This window comes from Aciditerrimonas ferrireducens, assembly GCF_023130475.1.
Lineage (GTDB): Bacteria > Actinomycetota > Acidimicrobiia > Acidimicrobiales > UBA8190 > Aciditerrimonas > Aciditerrimonas ferrireducens.
Genome location: NZ_JAKHEX010000001.1, coordinates 167,505 through 183,053, shown reverse-complemented (window position 1 = coordinate 183,053; position 15,549 = coordinate 167,505). Strand labels below are relative to the sequence as shown.

Annotated in this window: 16 protein-coding genes; 9 read left to right on the top strand and 7 right to left on the bottom strand. The window is 73.0% G+C overall.

Annotation, left to right across the window (positions count from 1 at the left end; translation table 11 throughout):
* Positions 1–68: 68 nt before the first annotated feature.
* The 3 genes from Acit_RS00870 to Acit_RS00860 are packed head-to-tail and all read right to left on the bottom strand — an operon-like array spanning position 69 to position 2,863.
* Complete coding sequence (locus Acit_RS00870; RefSeq protein WP_248105045.1) at positions 69–1,082, bottom strand: aspartate-semialdehyde dehydrogenase; 1,014 nt, start codon at positions 1,080–1,082, stop codon at positions 69–71.
* A gap of 40 nt (positions 1,083–1,122) precedes the next feature.
* Positions 1,123–1,605, bottom strand: coding sequence for a peroxiredoxin (locus Acit_RS00865; protein WP_248105044.1), 483 nt, complete (start codon positions 1,603–1,605; stop codon positions 1,123–1,125).
* Between the two features lie 10 nt (positions 1,606–1,615).
* Positions 1,616–2,863, bottom strand: coding sequence for an aspartate kinase (locus Acit_RS00860; protein WP_248105043.1), 1,248 nt, complete (start codon positions 2,861–2,863; stop codon positions 1,616–1,618).
* 107 nt (positions 2,864–2,970) lie between these two features.
* Between Acit_RS00860 and Acit_RS13360 the strand changes: the two genes are divergently transcribed.
* Both Acit_RS13360 and Acit_RS00850 read left to right on the top strand, forming a co-directional pair.
* Positions 2,971–3,795: a peptidylprolyl isomerase gene (locus Acit_RS13360; protein WP_248105042.1), complete on the top strand. Its 825-nt coding sequence runs from the start codon at positions 2,971–2,973 to the stop codon at positions 3,793–3,795.
* A gap of 230 nt (positions 3,796–4,025) precedes the next feature.
* Positions 4,026–4,358 carry a peptidylprolyl isomerase gene (locus tag Acit_RS00850; protein ID WP_312709110.1) on the top strand — a complete coding sequence of 111 codons (333 nt, stop codon included), beginning with the start codon at positions 4,026–4,028 and terminating at the stop codon, positions 4,356–4,358.
* A 22-nt stretch (positions 4,359–4,380) separates the two neighbouring features.
* Here the strand turns inward: Acit_RS00850 and Acit_RS00845 are convergent, their stop codons facing one another.
* The gene (locus Acit_RS00845; RefSeq protein WP_248105041.1) at positions 4,381–5,061 is read right to left on the bottom strand and encodes a Type 1 glutamine amidotransferase-like domain-containing protein; all 681 of its coding nucleotides are present in this window, start codon (positions 5,059–5,061) and stop codon (positions 4,381–4,383) included.
* 93 nt (positions 5,062–5,154) lie between these two features.
* Here Acit_RS00845 and Acit_RS00840 point away from each other — a divergent pair, with 93 nt between their 5' ends.
* From Acit_RS00840 to Acit_RS00815, 6 genes are all read left to right on the top strand, one after another.
* On the top strand, positions 5,155–6,009 hold the full coding sequence (locus Acit_RS00840) for an SDR family oxidoreductase (protein WP_248105040.1): 855 nt from the start codon (positions 5,155–5,157) through the stop codon (positions 6,007–6,009).
* A 68-nt stretch (positions 6,010–6,077) separates the two neighbouring features.
* Positions 6,078–6,932, top strand: coding sequence for a 3-hydroxyacyl-CoA dehydrogenase family protein (locus tag Acit_RS00835; protein ID WP_248105039.1), 855 nt, complete (start codon positions 6,078–6,080; stop codon positions 6,930–6,932).
* Positions 6,933–7,053: 121 nt separating this feature from the next.
* Complete coding sequence (locus Acit_RS00830) at positions 7,054–9,000, top strand: methylmalonyl-CoA mutase family protein (RefSeq protein ID WP_376745991.1); 1,947 nt, start codon at positions 7,054–7,056, stop codon at positions 8,998–9,000.
* A 2-nt stretch (positions 9,001–9,002) separates the two neighbouring features.
* Positions 9,003–9,734 (top strand): ribose-5-phosphate isomerase RpiA, encoded by a 732-nt coding sequence (gene rpiA, locus Acit_RS00825; protein ID WP_248105037.1) that lies wholly within the window; start codon positions 9,003–9,005, stop codon positions 9,732–9,734.
* Positions 9,735–9,759: 25 nt separating this feature from the next.
* Positions 9,760–11,016: a lipase family protein gene (locus Acit_RS00820; RefSeq protein WP_248105036.1), complete on the top strand. Its 1,257-nt coding sequence runs from the start codon at positions 9,760–9,762 to the stop codon at positions 11,014–11,016.
* An 18-nt stretch (positions 11,017–11,034) separates the two neighbouring features.
* On the top strand, positions 11,035–12,159 hold the full coding sequence (locus tag Acit_RS00815) for an alpha/beta hydrolase (RefSeq protein ID WP_248105035.1): 1,125 nt from the start codon (positions 11,035–11,037) through the stop codon (positions 12,157–12,159).
* Between the two features lie 34 nt (positions 12,160–12,193).
* Here Acit_RS00815 and Acit_RS00810 read toward each other — a convergent pair whose 3' ends face one another.
* Genes Acit_RS00810 through Acit_RS00800 form a run of 3 tightly spaced genes read right to left on the bottom strand, consistent with a single transcriptional unit; the run spans position 12,194 to position 14,597 of the window.
* Complete coding sequence (locus Acit_RS00810; RefSeq protein WP_248105034.1) at positions 12,194–12,751, bottom strand: VOC family protein; 558 nt, start codon at positions 12,749–12,751, stop codon at positions 12,194–12,196.
* 59 nt (positions 12,752–12,810) lie between these two features.
* The gene (locus Acit_RS00805) at positions 12,811–13,044 is read right to left on the bottom strand and encodes a hypothetical protein (RefSeq protein ID WP_248105033.1); all 234 of its coding nucleotides are present in this window, start codon (positions 13,042–13,044) and stop codon (positions 12,811–12,813) included.
* On the bottom strand, positions 13,041–14,597 hold the full coding sequence (locus Acit_RS00800; RefSeq protein ID WP_248105032.1) for an acyl-CoA carboxylase subunit beta: 1,557 nt from the start codon (positions 14,595–14,597) through the stop codon (positions 13,041–13,043). The genes Acit_RS00805 and Acit_RS00800 overlap by 4 nt, the downstream gene beginning before the upstream one ends.
* Before the next feature lie 247 nt (positions 14,598–14,844).
* Between Acit_RS00800 and Acit_RS00795 the strand changes: the two genes are divergently transcribed.
* Positions 14,845–15,546 (top strand): ABC transporter ATP-binding protein, encoded by a 702-nt coding sequence (locus Acit_RS00795; protein WP_248105031.1) that lies wholly within the window; start codon positions 14,845–14,847, stop codon positions 15,544–15,546.
* Positions 15,547–15,549 lie beyond the last annotated feature (3 nt).

Sequence of the window (15,549 nt, the reverse complement as noted above, 5' to 3'; positions counted from 1 at the left end):
GCCTCCGCCCGACCGGGGCCCACGACGACCGGCCCGCACCACGACCGGGCCCCAGCGTGCCGGGGTCCTCAGGCCAACGATTCGGCGATCTGGACGGCGTTGAGGGCCGCGCCCTTGCGGAGGTTGTCCCCCGAAAGGAAGAAGGTGAGACCGTGGGGCACCGTCGGGTCCCGCCGGATCCGCCCGACCAGGCTCAGGTCGCCGCCGGTGGCCTCCAGTGGGGTGGGCAGGTCGACCACCCGGCAGCCCGGGGCGCTGGCCAGCAGCTCGGCGGCCTCGTCGGGGGACAGGTCTTGGTCGAACTCGGCCCACAGGGCCAAGGAGTGGCCGGTGAACACCGGCACCCGGACGCAGGTGGCCGACACCGCGAGGTCCGGGATGCCGAGGATCTTGCGGCTCTCGTTGCGCAGCTTCTGCTCCTCGTCGGTCTCGCCCGAGCCGTCGGCCACGAGGGAACCGGCCAGGGCCACGACGTCGTGGGCGATCGGCGCGGGGAACTTCACGGCCGGCGGATAGGCCACGGCCTTCGGGTCGTGCGTGAGGTCAGCAGCGCCCGCCACGGTGGCCTGCAGCTGCCCGGCCAGCTCGTCGACCCCGGCGCGACCGGCCCCGGAGACGGCCTGGTAGGTGGCGGCCCGCAGACGGCGCAGACCGGCTCGCCGGTGCAGCGGCGCGAGGGCCACGACGGCCACCATGGTGGTGCAGTTCGGGTTGGCCACGATGCCCTTCGGTCGGGACCCCAGGGCCTCGGCGTTGACCTCCGGCACCACCAGGGGCACCTCGGGGTCCATGCGCCACGCCGAGGAGTTGTCGATGACCACCGGGCCTTGCGCGGCGATCCGCTCGGCCAGCTGCCGGGAGGTGGAGGCGCCAGCCGACATGAGGACGACGTCGAGCCCCGCATAGGAGGCTTCGTCGGCCACCTCGACCGGGACGTCCCGACCGGCGAAGCGGACCTGACGCCCCGCAGATCGGGCCGAGGCGAAGCAGCGCAGCTCGTCGACCGGGAACCGCCGCTCCTCAAGGATCCGCAGCATGACCCCGCCGACCTGACCCGTGGCCCCAACCACTCCGACGCGCACGGGTCGATTCTACGGGGCGGCCAGCCCCGCCCCTTGACGCTCAGAGCTTGGCCAGCACGTTGCTGCAGGCGCTCACGTCGACCCCGGTCCCCTGCTCGACGTCCAGGGAGGTGAGGACCCCCTCCTCGATGATGGCCGCGTAGCGCTGCGAGCGCAGGCCCAGGCCGGCGACCGCCCCGTCGAGCTCCAGGCCCATGGCCTTCGTGAACTCGGCGTTGCCGTCGGAGAGCATGAGGATCTTGCCCTTGGCCCCTTGGGCCTCGGCCCAGGCGTCCATGACCCAGGGGTCGTTGACCGCCACGCAGGCGATGGTCGAGACCCCCTTGGCCTTCAGCTCGTCGGCCTGCTCGACGTAGCCCGGCAGGTGGATGCGGGAGCAGCCCGGGGTGAAGGCTCCGGGCACGGCGAAGAGCACCACCTTGCCCTGCCCCAGCACCTGCCCGGTCCGCACCGTCTCCGGCCCGTTCTCCCCCATGACCCGGACCTCGACGTCCGGGATCCGCTGACCAACCTGGATCGCCATGGCCGTCACCCTATCGGGACGGGCCGCCGACCACCGCTGGCTCGGTGCCGTCGAGGCCGAAGGCCCGGTGGAGGGCCTGGACGGCCTGCTCGACCTGCTCGGCCCGGACCACGCAGGTGATCCGGATGGTGCTGGTCGAGATCATCTCGATGTTGATGCCCTGCTCGGCCAGGACCTCGAACATGGTGGCCGAGACCCCCGGGTGGCTCCGCATGCCCGCCCCGACAAGGGAGACCTTGGCGATGCCGTCGTCGGCCGCCACCTCCCCGGCGCCGATCTCCCGGGCCATGGCCGAGGCCACCTCCACGGTGCTGGGCACGTCGACCTTGGGCACCGTGAAGGAGATGTCCGTCGTGCCGTGCTGGGAGACGTTCTGCACGATCATGTCGACGTTGATGGACCGATCGGCCAGGGCCCGGAACAAGCGGGCGGCCAGGCCTGGGCGGTCGGGCACGCCGGTCACGGTCACCTTCGCTTCCGAGGTGTCGTGGGCGACGGCGGTGACGACGGCGTTCTCCATGCTGGCATCCTCCTCGACCACCCAGGTTCCCGGCTCCCAGGTGAAGCTCGATCGCACGTGCAGCGGCACCCCGTGGTTCCGGGCGAACTCCACCGACCGCAGCTGCAGCACCCGACCGCCGCTGGCCGCCAGGTCCAGCATCTCCTCGAAGCTGATCCGGGCCAGGCGCCGGGCCGTGGGCACCACGCGGGGGTCGGCGGTGAACACCCCGGTCACGTCCGTGTAGATCTCGCAGACCTCCGCGCCGAGGGCCGCCGCCAGGGCCACGGCCGTGGTGTCCGAGCCGCCCCGCCCCAACGTGGTGACGTCCCGCGCCGTCGAGACCCCCTGGAAGCCCGCCACCACCGGCACCTTGCCGTCCGCCAGGGCCTCCCGCAGGCGGTCCGCCCGGACCTCGAGGATCCGGGCCCGGGTGTGGTCGGTGTCGGTGATGATGCCGGCCTGGCTGCCGGTGAAGGACACGGCGTCGACCCCCAGGCCGGCCAGGGCCATGCAGAGCAGGGCCATGGAGACCCGCTCGCCGGCGGTCAGCAGCATGTCCAGCTCCCTCGCTGGCTGGACCGGGCTCACGTCGTCGGCGAGCCGCAGGAGGTCGTCGGTGGTCTTGCCCATGGCCGAGACCACCACCACGACTTCCTTGCCTTGCCGACGGGTCCGGGCGACATGGTCCGCGACCTCCCGGATGCGCTCGGCGTCACCGACCGACGTCCCACCGAACTTCTGCACCACCAGGCCCACGGCGCTCGACGCTAGCGGCCGGCGACCCTGGGCGCGCACGGGCGGCCCCCACCGGGGGCCCCGAGCCGAGCCGGCGGGCCCCTTCGCGTCGACTACCGTCCAGGGCCGTGCCCAGTGCCAAGCGCGCCAGGAAGCGAGCGGCCAAGCAGGCCCGACTGGCCGAGCTGGAGCGCCGCCGTCGCCGGCGGCGGAACCTGCAGTTCTCCATCGGCCTGGTGGTCGTGGCCGCCCTCGTGGCCCTCATCGTCTACGCCGTCTCAGGCCCGAGCCACCACAAGAAGACAGCGGCCAAAACCACCACGACCGCCTCGGTGGCCGCCCGCCAGGCGGCCGCCAACAAGGCCGCGGTGGCCGCCGGCTGCCCCGCGAACCCCCACACGCCGCTCACGAAGCCGACCTACAGCGCCCCGCCGCCCATGACCATCGACCTGGCCAAGACCTACACGGCGACGGTCACGACCGACGTGGGCACCTTCACCATCACCCTCGACCCCAAGGCGGCCCCCGAGGCGGTCAACAACTTCGTCTTCCTGGCCCGCCACGGCTTCTACAACTGCGACATCTTCCACCGGGTGATCCCGGGCTTCGTCGACCAGACCGGGGACCCCACCGGCACCGGCACCGGCGGGCCGGGCTACGAGTTCACCGAGCACGGCCCGCCCCCGGCCACCAACCCGGCCGACCAGTACCCCCTGGGCTCGGTGGCCATGGCGAACGCCAGCCCCCAAGGGGACACCGACCCCAGCACGAACGGCAGCCAGTTCTTCATCGTGGCGGGACCCGAGGGCGAGTCCCTGCCCCCCGACTACGTCCTGCTCGGCAAGGTCACCTCGGGGATGTCGGTCGTCGAGCGCATCAACAAGGACGGGTCCAACGCTGGCACGCCCGTCGTCATCCACCGCATGCTGAAGGTCACGATCAGCTCGTCGTGACCGCCACCGGCTGGCCGATCGGACGCCACCCGACGGGTCCGTTCCGATCGGGTCCGCCAGAGAGGAGGCCCTTGTGCCCGAGCCCTGCCCCGCCCCCGACGGTTCGAGCCCCCTGCGCCGCAGCTTTTCGGGCGAGCCGCCCATGTGCATCGACCCCTCGCACCGCTACCAGGCCCTCCTGCGGACCTCCAAGGGGGAGCTGACCATCGCCCTGGACCGTCTTCCACCGCATCATCCCCGGCTTCGTCATCCAGGGCGGGGACCCCACCGGCACCGGCACCGGCGGGCCGGGCTACCGCTTCGCCGACGAGCTGCCCCCGCCGGGGCGGTACCAGGTCGGGTCGGTGGCCATGGCCAACGCCGGGCCCGACACGAACGGCAGCCAGTTCTTCATCGTCTCGGGACCGGACGGGACCCGCCTGCCGCCCCAGTACTCGCTCTTCGGGGCGGTGGTGGCCGGCGGCGACACGGTGGCGGCCCTCGACGCCTGCGGCAGCCGTTCGGGCCGACCGACCGAGCAGGTGGTCCTCGAGGAGGTCCGCATCACCGAGCGGGCCGACTGAGCCCCGCCGGGACCTCCGCCGCTCAGCTCCGGGGCAGGGCGTCGAGGTCGGCGGGCTCCCCGCCGACGAAGACCTGGACGCTGCCCGCCCCGAGGACCTGCCAGCTGCCCGAGGGGTCCCGGAGGACGGCGGTCCGCTCGGGCACCCCGACCACCGCCAGGTCGGCGGCGGCCAGGGTCACCGACCGGTGGACCTTCTCGGCGTTCTCCTGGCCGTAGTGGGGGACGACCGCCAGGCCCCGCACCAGGCCGAGGCCCACGGTCAGGGCCCCGCCCCGGGGATCCACCATCGGGTCGGTCAGGACCATGGCGCCGGCCGACGAGCCCGCGACCACCGCCCCGGCCTGCCAGGCCTCGACGAGGGCCGACCAGACCTTCGAGTCCTTCAGGACCGAGCGCAGGTGCAGCGGCGAGCCGCCCCCGAGGTACACGAAGCGGCTGGCCCCGATGGCCTCGGCCATCGCCGGGTCCTGGGCGTCGGCCCGCCGGAGGACCATGAGGGGACGAACCTTGGCACCAAGACGGGCGAAGTACGCCTCGGCGTGGGCGACCGCCCGCTCGGGGCGCTCGAAGGCCGCGGCAGTGGGCAGGATCGTGACCTGGTCGGTGCCGGCCGCTGCCAGCAAGGCCTCGTCGACGGGCTCGCACCCCGCCTGCCATTCGCCCCCGCCCAGCAAGGCGATCAGTCCCGGCTCCTCAGGCACGAGCTCACTCTAGGTCCTTGCGCCGCCGGCACCGGGGAGCCGGGCCGGGGACGTCGAGGAGCCCTCGCCGGTGGCTGTCTATTGTTGCGCCCCATGGCCCGTACCCCGGCAGATCCTTTCCTGGGCGCCACCGCCATCGTGACCGGCGGGGCCTCGGGCATCGGCAAGGCCCTCACCGCCGCCCTCCTCGAGCGGGGCGCAGCGGTCACCGTGGCCGACATCGACGAGGCCGCCCTCGAGCAGGTCGACCGGGAGTACGGGCCCGGTGCCGGCGAGCGGCTGCGGACCCGGCGGCTCGACGTGACCGACCTCGGGGCCTTCGAGCGGCTCGTCGAGGAGGTCGCCGAGGAGCGGGTCCACCTGGACTACCTCTTCAACAACGCCGGCATCGCCGTCGCCGGGGACGCCGCCCGGCTGACCCCGGCCCACTGGGACCGGGTCCTGGCCGTCAACCTCAAAGGGGTGGTGAACGGTGTCCTGGCCGCCTACCCCCGCATGGTCCGCCAGGGCGCGGGCCACCTGGTCAACACGGCGTCGTTGGCCGGCCTCGTGCCCTCGCCCACCTTGACCCCCTACGCCATGACGAAGCACGCCGTGGTCGGCCTGAGCGTCAGTCTGCGGGCCGAGGCCGCGGCCTACGGAGTGAAGGTGACCGCGGTGTGCCCGGGCTTCGTCGACACGCCCCTCCTTGACCGGGTGAACCCGGGCCTGCCCTCGGTGGGCGGCCGGCAACCCGGCCGGGACCTCCTCCGGCGGCTGCCCGGCGGCCTCTACACCACCGACCGCCTGGCGACCGACGTCCTGGCCGGGGTGGCCCGGAACCGGCCCCTGGTGGTGGCCCCGGCCAGCGCCCGGGCCGCCTGGTGGGCCTGGCGGGCCACGCCCCGGGCCTGGCTCGGGGCGGCCGCCCTCGGCACCCGCCGGGTCCTGCGGGAACTGGCCGGCTGACCCGCCCCTCCCCCGGGGTGCCACCCCACGCAGTCGAAGGCGGTGCCCACTGAGTAACATCGCCGGCCATGGCCATCCAACGCGTGGGGATCGTCGGGTCGGGCATCATGGGCTCGGGGATCGCCGAAGCAGCCGCCGTCCACGGCTTCGAGGTCGTCCTGCGGTCCCGGTCCCAGGCCACGGCCGACGCCATGATGGCTGGCCTGGAGAAGTCCCTGGACCGGCAGGTCGCCAAGGGCAAGCTCGACCAGCAGGCCCGGGACGAGGCCGCCGGCCGGGTGCAGGCGGTCTCGGACCTCGGGGCGCTGCGGGACTGCGACCTGGTCATCGAGTCGGTGGTCGAGGACCTCGCGGTCAAGAAGCACCTGTTCTCCGAGCTCGACCGGGTCTGCCGGGACGACGCCATCCTGGCCACGAACACCTCCACCCTGCCGGTGGTGGACCTGGCCATGGAGACCGGCCGGCCTGATCGAGTCTGCGGCATCCACTTCTTCAACCCAGCCCCGGTCATGAGCCTCGTCGAGGTGGTCCGGCCCCTCACGGCCAGCGACGAGACCATCGCCGCGGCCAAGGCCTTCGCCGAGGCGTGCGGGAAGCAGCCCGTGGAGGTCAAGGACCGGGCCGGCTTCATCGTGAACGCCCTGCTCTTCCCCTACCTCAACAACGCCGTCCGCCTCCTGGAGCAGGGCGTGGCCGCCATGGAGGACATCGACGCCGCCATGAAGGGCGGCTGCGGCTTCCCCATGGGGCCCTTCGCCCTCTTGGACCTCGTCGGCCTCGACACCTCCGTGGCCATCCTGGACGCCCTCTACCAGGAGCACCGGGACCCCAACTACGCCCCGGTGCCCCTCCTGCGTCGCATGGTGGCCGCCGAGCTCCTGGGCCGGAAGTCCGGGCGGGGCTTCTACGACTACCGCAGCTGAGCCCGCCGGCCCGCCGGGGCCGGGCGAGCTGGCCGACCGCACGCCGGGTGGTGGCCCGGCGAGACGAGCTGGGAGAAACGAGGTGACCGTGACCAGCGCCAAGCGTGACCGTCCCTGGGTGATGCGGACCTACTCGGGGCACTCCACGGCCAGGGCCTCCAACGCCCTGTACCGGAGCAACTTGGCCAAGGGCCAAACCGGCCTGTCCATCGCCTTCGACCTCCCGACCCAGACCGGCTACGACCCTGACGCCCCCGAAGCCGCTGGCGAGGTGGGCAAGGTCGGGGTGCCCGTGGCCCACCTGGGCCACATGGCCGAGCTCATGGAGGGCATCCCGGTGGCCGAGATGAACACCTCCATGACCATCAACGCCACGGCCGCCTGGCTCCTCGGCCTCTACGTGGCCCATGCCGAGCGGACCGGGGTGGACCCGGCCGTCCTCCAGGGCACCACCCAGAACGACATCGTGAAGGAGTACCTGTCCCGGGGGACGTACATCTTCCCGCCCGAGCCCAGCCGGCGGCTCACGGTGGACACCATCGCCTACACGGTCCGCCAGGTCCCGAAGTGGAACCCGATCAACGTCTGCAGCTACCACCTCCAAGAGGCCGGGGCCACCCCGGTGCAGGAGCTGGCCTACGCCCTGGCCACCGCCATCGGGGTGCTCGACGCCGTCCGGGAGTCCGGCAAGGTCGAGCCCGAGGAGCTGCCGGCGGTGGTCGGCCGGATCTCCTTCTTCGTGAACGCCGGGATCCGCTTCGTCGAGGAGACCTGCAAGATGCGGGCCTTCGGCCAGCTCTGGGACCGCATCTGCCGGGAACGCTACGGGGTCGAGGACGAGAAGCTCCGGCGCTTCCGCTACGGGGTCCAGGTGAACTCCCTCGGCCTCACCGAGGCCCAGCCCGAGAACAACGTCCAGCGGATCGTCCTCGAGACCCTCGGGGTGACCCTCTCGAAGCGTGCCCGGGCCCGGGCCATCCAGCTTCCGGCCTGGAACGAGGCCCTCGGCCTGCCCCGGCCCTGGGACCAGCAGTGGTCGCTGCGGATCCAGCAGGTCCTCGCCTACGAGACCGACCTCCTCGAGTACGAGGACATCTTCGACGGCTCCAAGGTGGTGGAGGCCAAGACGGCCGAACTGGCCGAGGCCGCCTGGGCCGAGCTCCAAGAGGTCCTGGCCCTCGGCGGGGCCTTCGAGGCCGTCGAGGAGCTCAAGCGTCGGCTCGTGGCCAGCCAGGCCGAGCGGGTCCGGCGGATCGAGACCGGCGAGCAGGCGGTCGTCGGGGTGAACTGCTTCACCGCCACCGAGCCCTCGCCCCTCCTCGCCGCCCAGGGCGGCCCGGCCATCTTGAAGGTCGACCCGGCCGTCGAGGCCGAGCTGAAGGAGGACGTGGCCCGCTGGCGGGCCAACCGGGACCAGGCGGGGGTCCGCCGGGCCCTCGACGACCTGCGGCGGGCAGCCGAGGACCCGAGCAGCAACATCATGCCGGCCACCATCGCCCTGGCCCACGCCGGGGGCACGACCGGCGAGTGGGCCAACGCCCTGCGGGAGGTCTTCGGCGAGTACCGAGCGCCGACCGGGGTGGCCGGTGGCGTGGGCCACCGGGGCGAGGAGCTGGCCGAGGCCCGCCAGCGGGTCCAGGCCCTGGCCGAGCGGACCGGCGGGCCGCCCCGCCTGCTCGTGGCCAAGCCCGGGCTCGACGGCCACTCCAACGGGGCCGAGCAGATCGCGGTGGCTGCCCGGGACGCCGGCTTCGAGGTGGTCTACCAGGGCATCCGCCTGACCCCTGAGCAGGTGGTCAGCGCGGCGGTCGAGGAGGACGTCGACGTCGTCGGCCTCTCGATCCTCTCGGGCAGCCACCTCCAGCTCGTGCCCCAGATCCTCGAGGGTCTGCGGGCCGCTGGGGTCGACGCCCCGGTGGTGGTCGGGGGCATCGTGCCCCCCGAGGACGCCGAGGCCCTCCGGGCCGCCGGGGTGGCCGCCGTCTACACCCCGAAGGACTTCGCCCTGGCCCGCATCATGAGCGACCTCGCCGAGCTGGCCGAGGCGCACCGCCGAGCCCAGGTCTGATCGTGCCCTCGGCTGCCTCGGTTGCGAACCCCGGCTCCTCGGACCCCGAGGGCCCGGCCAAGCGGGCAGCGGCCGAGACCGCCGCCGCCCTGGTTCCCAAGGGCTGCCTGCTCGGCCTCGGCACCGGCTCCACCGTCGGCTTCTTCCTCCCGGCCCTGGCCCGCCGGCAGCTCGACTGCACCTGCGTGGCCACCTCGCCGGCCACCGCCGAGGCCGCGACCGCCCTCGGCCTGCGGGTCGTGTCCTTCGACGAGATCGACCACCTGGACCTGGCCGTCGACGGGGCCGACCAGGTCGCCCCCGACGGCTGGCTCGTGAAAGGCGGTGGGGGGGCCCACACCCGGGAGAAGATCGTCGCGGCGGCCGCCGAGCGCTTCGTGGTCATGGTCTCCCCGGACAAGCTCGTCGCCGCCCTCCACCCGCCCCTGCCCCTGGAGCTCAGCGCCTTCGGCTTCGCGGCCGTCCGCCGGGCCGTCGGGCGCCTCGGCCGGGTGGAGCGCCGAGCTGGGGCGCTCAGCCCCCAGGGCGGGGTCATCTGCGACCTCCACGTCGAGCTCTCCGACCCCGCCGGCCTGGCCGCCGCCCTGGAGGCCATCCCCGGGGTGGTCGAGCACGGCCTGTTCCCCCCGGCGCTCACCAGCACCCTGGTCGTCGGCCAGCCTGACGGCACCGCCCAGGTGGTGCCCTTCGTCGAGGGCCGACCGACTGGCGAGGTCTGGGGTGCCCTTGGCTAGGGTGCGGGCCATCGTCTCTGGCAGGGTGCTCGACCGGGAGGAGGGCCGCATGGGCAAGTGGGGGACCAAGCTCCGCCTGGCCGCCGTGGTGCTGGGCGTGGCCATCACCGCAGCGGCCTGCAGCTCCCAGAGCCCCATGATCCCGGCGAAGGCGGCCCCGCCAGGCCTCCCGACCTTCTATACCGTCCCGGGCAACCTCGCGAACTATGCGCCCGGCACCCTGCTCAAGTACGAGGTGGTCTCCGATCCCCAGGTCCTCGGCACCACCTACCGTGTCATGTACGTCTCGACCAACGAGCAGAACGAGCCGGTGGCGGTGACCGGCCTGGTCTTCGTGCCCCCCTCGGCACCGCCCAAGGGCGGCTACGACGTGGTCAGCTGGGCGCATGGCACCAATGGCATGACGAACGCCTGCGCGCCTTCCCTCGACCCGGCCAGCGCCGTCCCGGGCATCAACGAACTCCTGGCCCACGACTGGGTGGTGACCGCCAGCGACTACCAGGGTGAGGGCACCCCGCCGGGCCTCCTCGCCTACCTCGTCGGCAACCTGGCGGCCCGCAACACCATCGACATCGTCCGGGCGGCCCACGAGCTGCCGATCCGCCTGAGCAACGACTACCTCGTCTGGGGCCACTCCGAGGGCGGGCAGACCGCCATGTTCGCCTGGCACATCGCCGCCAGCTACGCGCCGAGCCTCCATCTGGTCGGCACCGTGGCCGGCGCTCCGCCCTCGCAGTTCCGGTACATCTACGACTTCTTGAAGACCAGTCCCTACCGCTTCTACCTCTTCATGGCCGCCGCCGGCTTCCACGAGGCCTACGGCTCGGCCGCGCCCCTCTCGGAGGTCCTCGACAGCCAGGCCCGCAGCCTCCTGCCCCTCCTTCGCCAAGGCTGCTACAACTACCTCCAGTCTCACCTCGACCACTACACGTTGCAGCAGCTGGTGAAGGTGAACCCCTTCGACCTGCCGAACTGGCGGAAGGTCATCGAGGAGAACGACCCGGCCACCCTGCCCGCGAACGGTGTTCCCCTGCTCATCTACCAAGGCGGGGACGACCACCAGATCCCGGTGGTCTCCACCCAGCTGCTCGCCCAGCATCTCTGCAGCGAGGGCCAGGACTTGAAGCGCTGGGTCTACCCGGGTCAGAGCCACGCGGGCGTCATCCCCGTCGCCCTGCCCGACATCGTCCACTGGATGGCCGACCGCTTCGCTGGCCGACCGAGCCCCGGACCCTACAAGCCCATCGGCGAACCCGGCGTCCAGGTCACGACCTGCGGTTGAGGGGACAGGGCCCGGCCGATGACCGGTCGGCTCGAGCAGCGCTTCGTCGCCCTCCCTTCGGGCACCGCTGAGCGCAGCGGCCCCGGCGGCCACCCCTGTCAAGGCAGCTACCTCGCCCCGAGCGGTCGGCGTCCCCGGTTCGGCGTGCTCGCCTGCCACCCGAGCGTGGACTTCTCGGAGCACTACCTCGGGCCCCTCCTCGCCGCCCGGGGCCTCGGGTTCCTCGGCTGGAACACCCGCTACCGGGGGAACGACAGCACCCTGCTGGTCGATCACGCCCTGCTGGACGTGGCGGCCGGGGTCCGCTGGCTGCTGGAGGAGGCCCGGGTCGAGGGGGTGGTCCTGCTCGGCAACTCCGGCGGCGGCACCTTCCTCGCCGCGTACCAGGCACAGGCCACCGCCGGCATCCTGGCCCCGGTCGACGACCGGCCGTTCGCCCCGGGGCTCGACGCCCTGCCCCCGGGGGTGGCCTTCGTGGCCGTCGCCGCCCACCTCGGGCGACCCGACGTCCTCACCGCCTGGCTCGATCCCTCGGTGACCGACGAGACCGACCCCTCGAGCACCGACCCGGCCCTTGACCTGTGGGCCGAGGGCCGCCAGCCGCCCTTCGACCCGGCCTTCCTCGCCCGCTATCGGGCCGCCCAGGAGGCCCGGAACCGGCGCATCACCGCCTGGGTCACCGCCGAGCGGGACCGGCGACGGGCCCGAGGCGAGGGCGAGCGGCTCTTCCTCGTGCCCCGCACCTGGGCCGACCCCCGCATGGTCGACGCCAGCCTCGACCCCTCGAACCGACCGGTCCCGGCCTGCCTCGCCGGCGACCCCCGCCGGGCCAACCGCTCGGCGTTCGGGCTGGCCGCCTGCTCGACCCTGCGCAGCTGGCTCTCCCAGTGGAGCCTCCAGACCTCGCCCCTGCGGGCGGACCGGGTCCTGCCCTACGTGGGCGTGCCCAGCCTCGTGGTCGAGGCGGACGCCGACACCGGGGTGTTCCCGAGCGACGTCCGCCGCTTCACCGAGCTCCTGGGCAGCGCCGACAAGGAGTACCAGGTGCTCCCCGGCGACCACTACTTCCGCCAGCCGGCCGATGCCCGAGAGCAGCTCGCCGACCGCCTCGTGGCCTGGCTGGAGGCCCGCTTCCCCCTCTGACGTGCCTGCGCGCCCGCGGGCCAGGCCCGCGAGGTCAGGTGGCTGGGACGGCCGAGCCCCGGTGGGGCTCGTGCCGGACGTCCTGCGGGCCCGGGCGGCGCAGCCAGGCGGCCAGTTCCAGGCAGATGCCGTCAGGGTCGAAGAAGTAGACGGAGCGCATGAAGACCCCGGGGTGCAGCTCCAAGGACCACCCGGCCTCGGAGTCGTCGTGGTTCACCGGCCCGAGGACCTCGATCCCCGCCCGGCGCAGCCGGCGGGCCGCCTCGTCGAGCTGCTCCGGGGCCACGTGGAAGGCCAGGTGGTTCATGGAGGCCACCGCACTGCGCAGGTCCCCGAGGCCCGGTAAGGCCCGGGGGGCGGCCACCCCGGGGGCGGGCCCTGGCGCGTCGGGGAACCAGAAGAAGGCCAGGCTGTCCCCGTTGCCGAGATCGAAGAAGAAGTGCTGCCCGGCCCCTCCTGGCAGCTCGATGGTCTTCACCAGCGGCAGCCCCAACACGCCCTGGTAGAAGTCGACCGTTCGGGCCATGTCGGCGCAGACCAGAGCCAGGTGGTTGACCCCCCGGATCCCGAGCGGACCAGTTGTCTCGTTCATCAGGCCCCTCCCCTCTGTCGTCCCCCGGCGGCCCAGCGTCTCCGCTGCTCGCCGACCCCTCAGCCCGCCGTCCAGGGGCGGTCCCGGCGGGCCACCGTCGGCCTCGCCCACCAGCGCCCACTGAAACGCCAGACCACGTGGCTGGGCTGCTGCCCGAGGCGGATCCCTGCGGCCGGGCCGGCGGCCCCGAGGAGGGCCTCGACCGCCGCGGCCACCATGGCGGCCACCTCCTCGGCGCTCGGCTCGGGCACCAGGTGGGGGTCGCCCCTCGGAGCGGCGCCGGGCGGGCTCACAGCGGCACGTTCCCGTGCTTGCGCCTCGGCAGCTCCTCCCGCTTGGAGGCCAGCATCCGGAGGCTCCGGACCAGGACCCGCCGGGTGTCGGCCGGGTCGATGACGTCGTCCACGTAGCCCCGCTCGGCAGCCACGTAGGGGTTGGCGTAACGCTCGGTGTAGTCCTCCACCAGCTCGGCCCGCCGGGCCTCGGGGTCGGCCGCCTCGGCCAGCTCCCGGCGGTAGAGGATCTCGACGGCGCCTTGGGGGCCCATGACGGCCAGCTCGGCCGAGGGCCAGGCGTAGGCCAGGTCGGCCCCGATGGACTTCGAGTTCATGACCACGTAGGCCCCGCCGTAGGCCTTCCGGGTCACCACCTGCACCCGGGGCACCGTGGCCTCGCAGAAGGCGTAGAGCAGCTTGGCCCCGTGCCGGATGATCCCCCCGTACTCCTGGTCCGTGCCGGGCATGAAGCCGGGCACGTCCACGAAGGTCACGAGGGGGATGTTGAACGCGTCGCAGGTCCGCACGAAGCGGGCGGCCTTCTCGGAGCTGTCGATGTCCAGCACCCCGGCCAGCACCGCCGGCTGGTTGCCGACCACCCCGACGACCCGGCCGTCGATCCGGGCGAAGCCGCAGGTGATGCTCATCGCCCAGTGGGGCTGGACCTCCAGGTACTCCCCGTCGTCGACCACCGCCTCGATGACCTTCTTCATGTCGTAGGGCTGGGTCGGGGAGGCCGGCATGAGCTCCACCAGCTCCGGCGTGGCCCGCTCGGGATCGTCCCCACACGGCACCACCGGCGGCTCCTCGAGGTTGTTCGACGGCAGGTAGGAGAGCAGCAGGCGCACGTCGTCCAGGCAGCTCTTCTCGTCGGGGGCCACGAAGGTGGCCACCCCGGACTTCGTGGCGTGGGTCATGGCCCCGCCCAGCTCCTCCAAGGTGACCTCCTCGCCGGTCACCGTCTTCACCACGTCCGGCCCGGTGATGAACATGTGGCTGGTCCCCTGGACCATGAAGATGAAGTCCGTGATGGCCGGGGAGTAGACCGCGCCGCCGGCGCAGGGCCCGAGGATCACGCTGATCTGAGGGATGACGCCGGAGGCCTGGACGTTGCGGTAGAAGATGCCGCCGTAGGAGTGCAGGGAGACCACGCCCTCTTGGATCCGGGCGCCCGCCCCGTCGTTCAGCCCGATCATGGGCACCCCGAGAGAGGACGCCAGGTCCATGACCTTGTGGATCTTCTCGGCGAACACCTCCCCGAGCGCCCCGCCGAAGACCGTGAAGTCCTGACTGAACACGCAGACCCGCCGGCCGTCGATGGTCCCGAACCCGGTGATCACCCCGTCCGTGTAGGGGCGGCGGTCGTCGAGGCCCATGCCGTGGGCCCGGTGCCGGGCCAGCATGTCGAGCTCCTGGAAGGAACCCTCGTCGAGCAGGTACTCGATCCGCTCCCGGGCGGTCATCTTCCCCTGGGCGTGCTGCCGTTCGACCGCCTTGGGGGAACCAGCGTGCAGGGCCTCCTCCTTGCGGGCCCGCAGCTCGGCGAGGCGCTGGGACATCGGGTGGTCCATGGCCGCCAAGGCTAGCCAAGGCCGCTCCCCCGCCCCACCTGGCCCCTTGCCCCGTCCTCGAGCCGTCTCACCACGCTAACCACCCTGCACACCACTTTGGGTGTCCAGCGTTATGCTGTTCGTGGGGAGGCAGGCCGAAAGGTTTCGGCTCCGCCGGCGTTCCTCCAACGGTCACCGCGCAGGGCGGTGAGGAGGACCAGCCGGCCGAGGCGAGCCCGACGGCCGGAGCGACCAGAGGAGGCTCGTGGTGGCTCGACTTGAGGTGCGCAAGGTGGAGGTCCGCTTCGGCAGTCGCTGGGTCCTCCAGGGCGCCGACCTGGACGTGCCGGCCGGGGCCCTCACCAGCCTGGTCGGGCCGCCGGGTGCCGGCAAGACGACCCTCTTCAACGTGGCGACCGGGCTGCAGAAGGTCCAGGCCGGCCAGGTCTGGCTCGACGACCAGGAGATCACCGCCCTGGCTCCCCACCGCCGGGTCCGGCTCGGCATCGCCCGGACCTTCCAGCGGCCCGAGGCCTTCGACGGCCTGACCGTCCGGGAGAACGTCCTGGTGGCCGCCGAGCTGCGCCGCCGCTGGGCCAAGGACGGGTCGAACAGTCGCAAGGTCACCGACGAGGTCCTCGCCCGCACCGGCCTTCGGGCCTGGGCCCGGGAGCGCTCCGACCAGCTGCCCCCCGCCATCAGCCGCCTCCTCGAGATCGGCCGGGCCCTGGCCACCGCCCCCCGGGTGCTGCTCCTCGACGAGCCCACGGCAGGCCTCACGCCCCTCGAGGCCGACCAGATCCTCGAGCTGCTCGGGGAGCTCGCCCAGGAGGGCCTGGCGGTCCTGCTGGTCACCGCCGACGAGGCCCTGGCCTCCCGGGCCACCCACCCGGTCCGCCTCCACGACGGCCGCTGCTACCCGCTCACGCCGTCGATCGCCGGCCCGGCTCCCGACCAGGGACGGGCGTAGGGG

Coding starts and splice junctions, on each gene's coding strand:
- Acit_RS00865 (WP_248105044.1), bottom strand. CDS start 1,605: ATGGCGATCCAGGTTGGTCAGCGGATCCCGGACGTCGAGGTCCGGGTC.
- Acit_RS00840 (WP_248105040.1), top strand. CDS start 5,155: ATGGCCCGTACCCCGGCAGATCCTTTCCTGGGCGCCACCGCCATCGTG.
- Acit_RS00835 (WP_248105039.1), top strand. CDS start 6,078: ATGGCCATCCAACGCGTGGGGATCGTCGGGTCGGGCATCATGGGCTCG.
- Acit_RS00830 (WP_376745991.1), top strand. CDS start 7,054: ATGCGGACCTACTCGGGGCACTCCACGGCCAGGGCCTCCAACGCCCTG.
- Acit_RS00815 (WP_248105035.1), top strand. CDS start 11,035: ATGACCGGTCGGCTCGAGCAGCGCTTCGTCGCCCTCCCTTCGGGCACC.
- Acit_RS00810 (WP_248105034.1), bottom strand. CDS start 12,751: ATGAACGAGACAACTGGTCCGCTCGGGATCCGGGGGGTCAACCACCTG.
- Acit_RS00800 (WP_248105032.1), bottom strand. CDS start 14,597: ATGGACCACCCGATGTCCCAGCGCCTCGCCGAGCTGCGGGCCCGCAAG.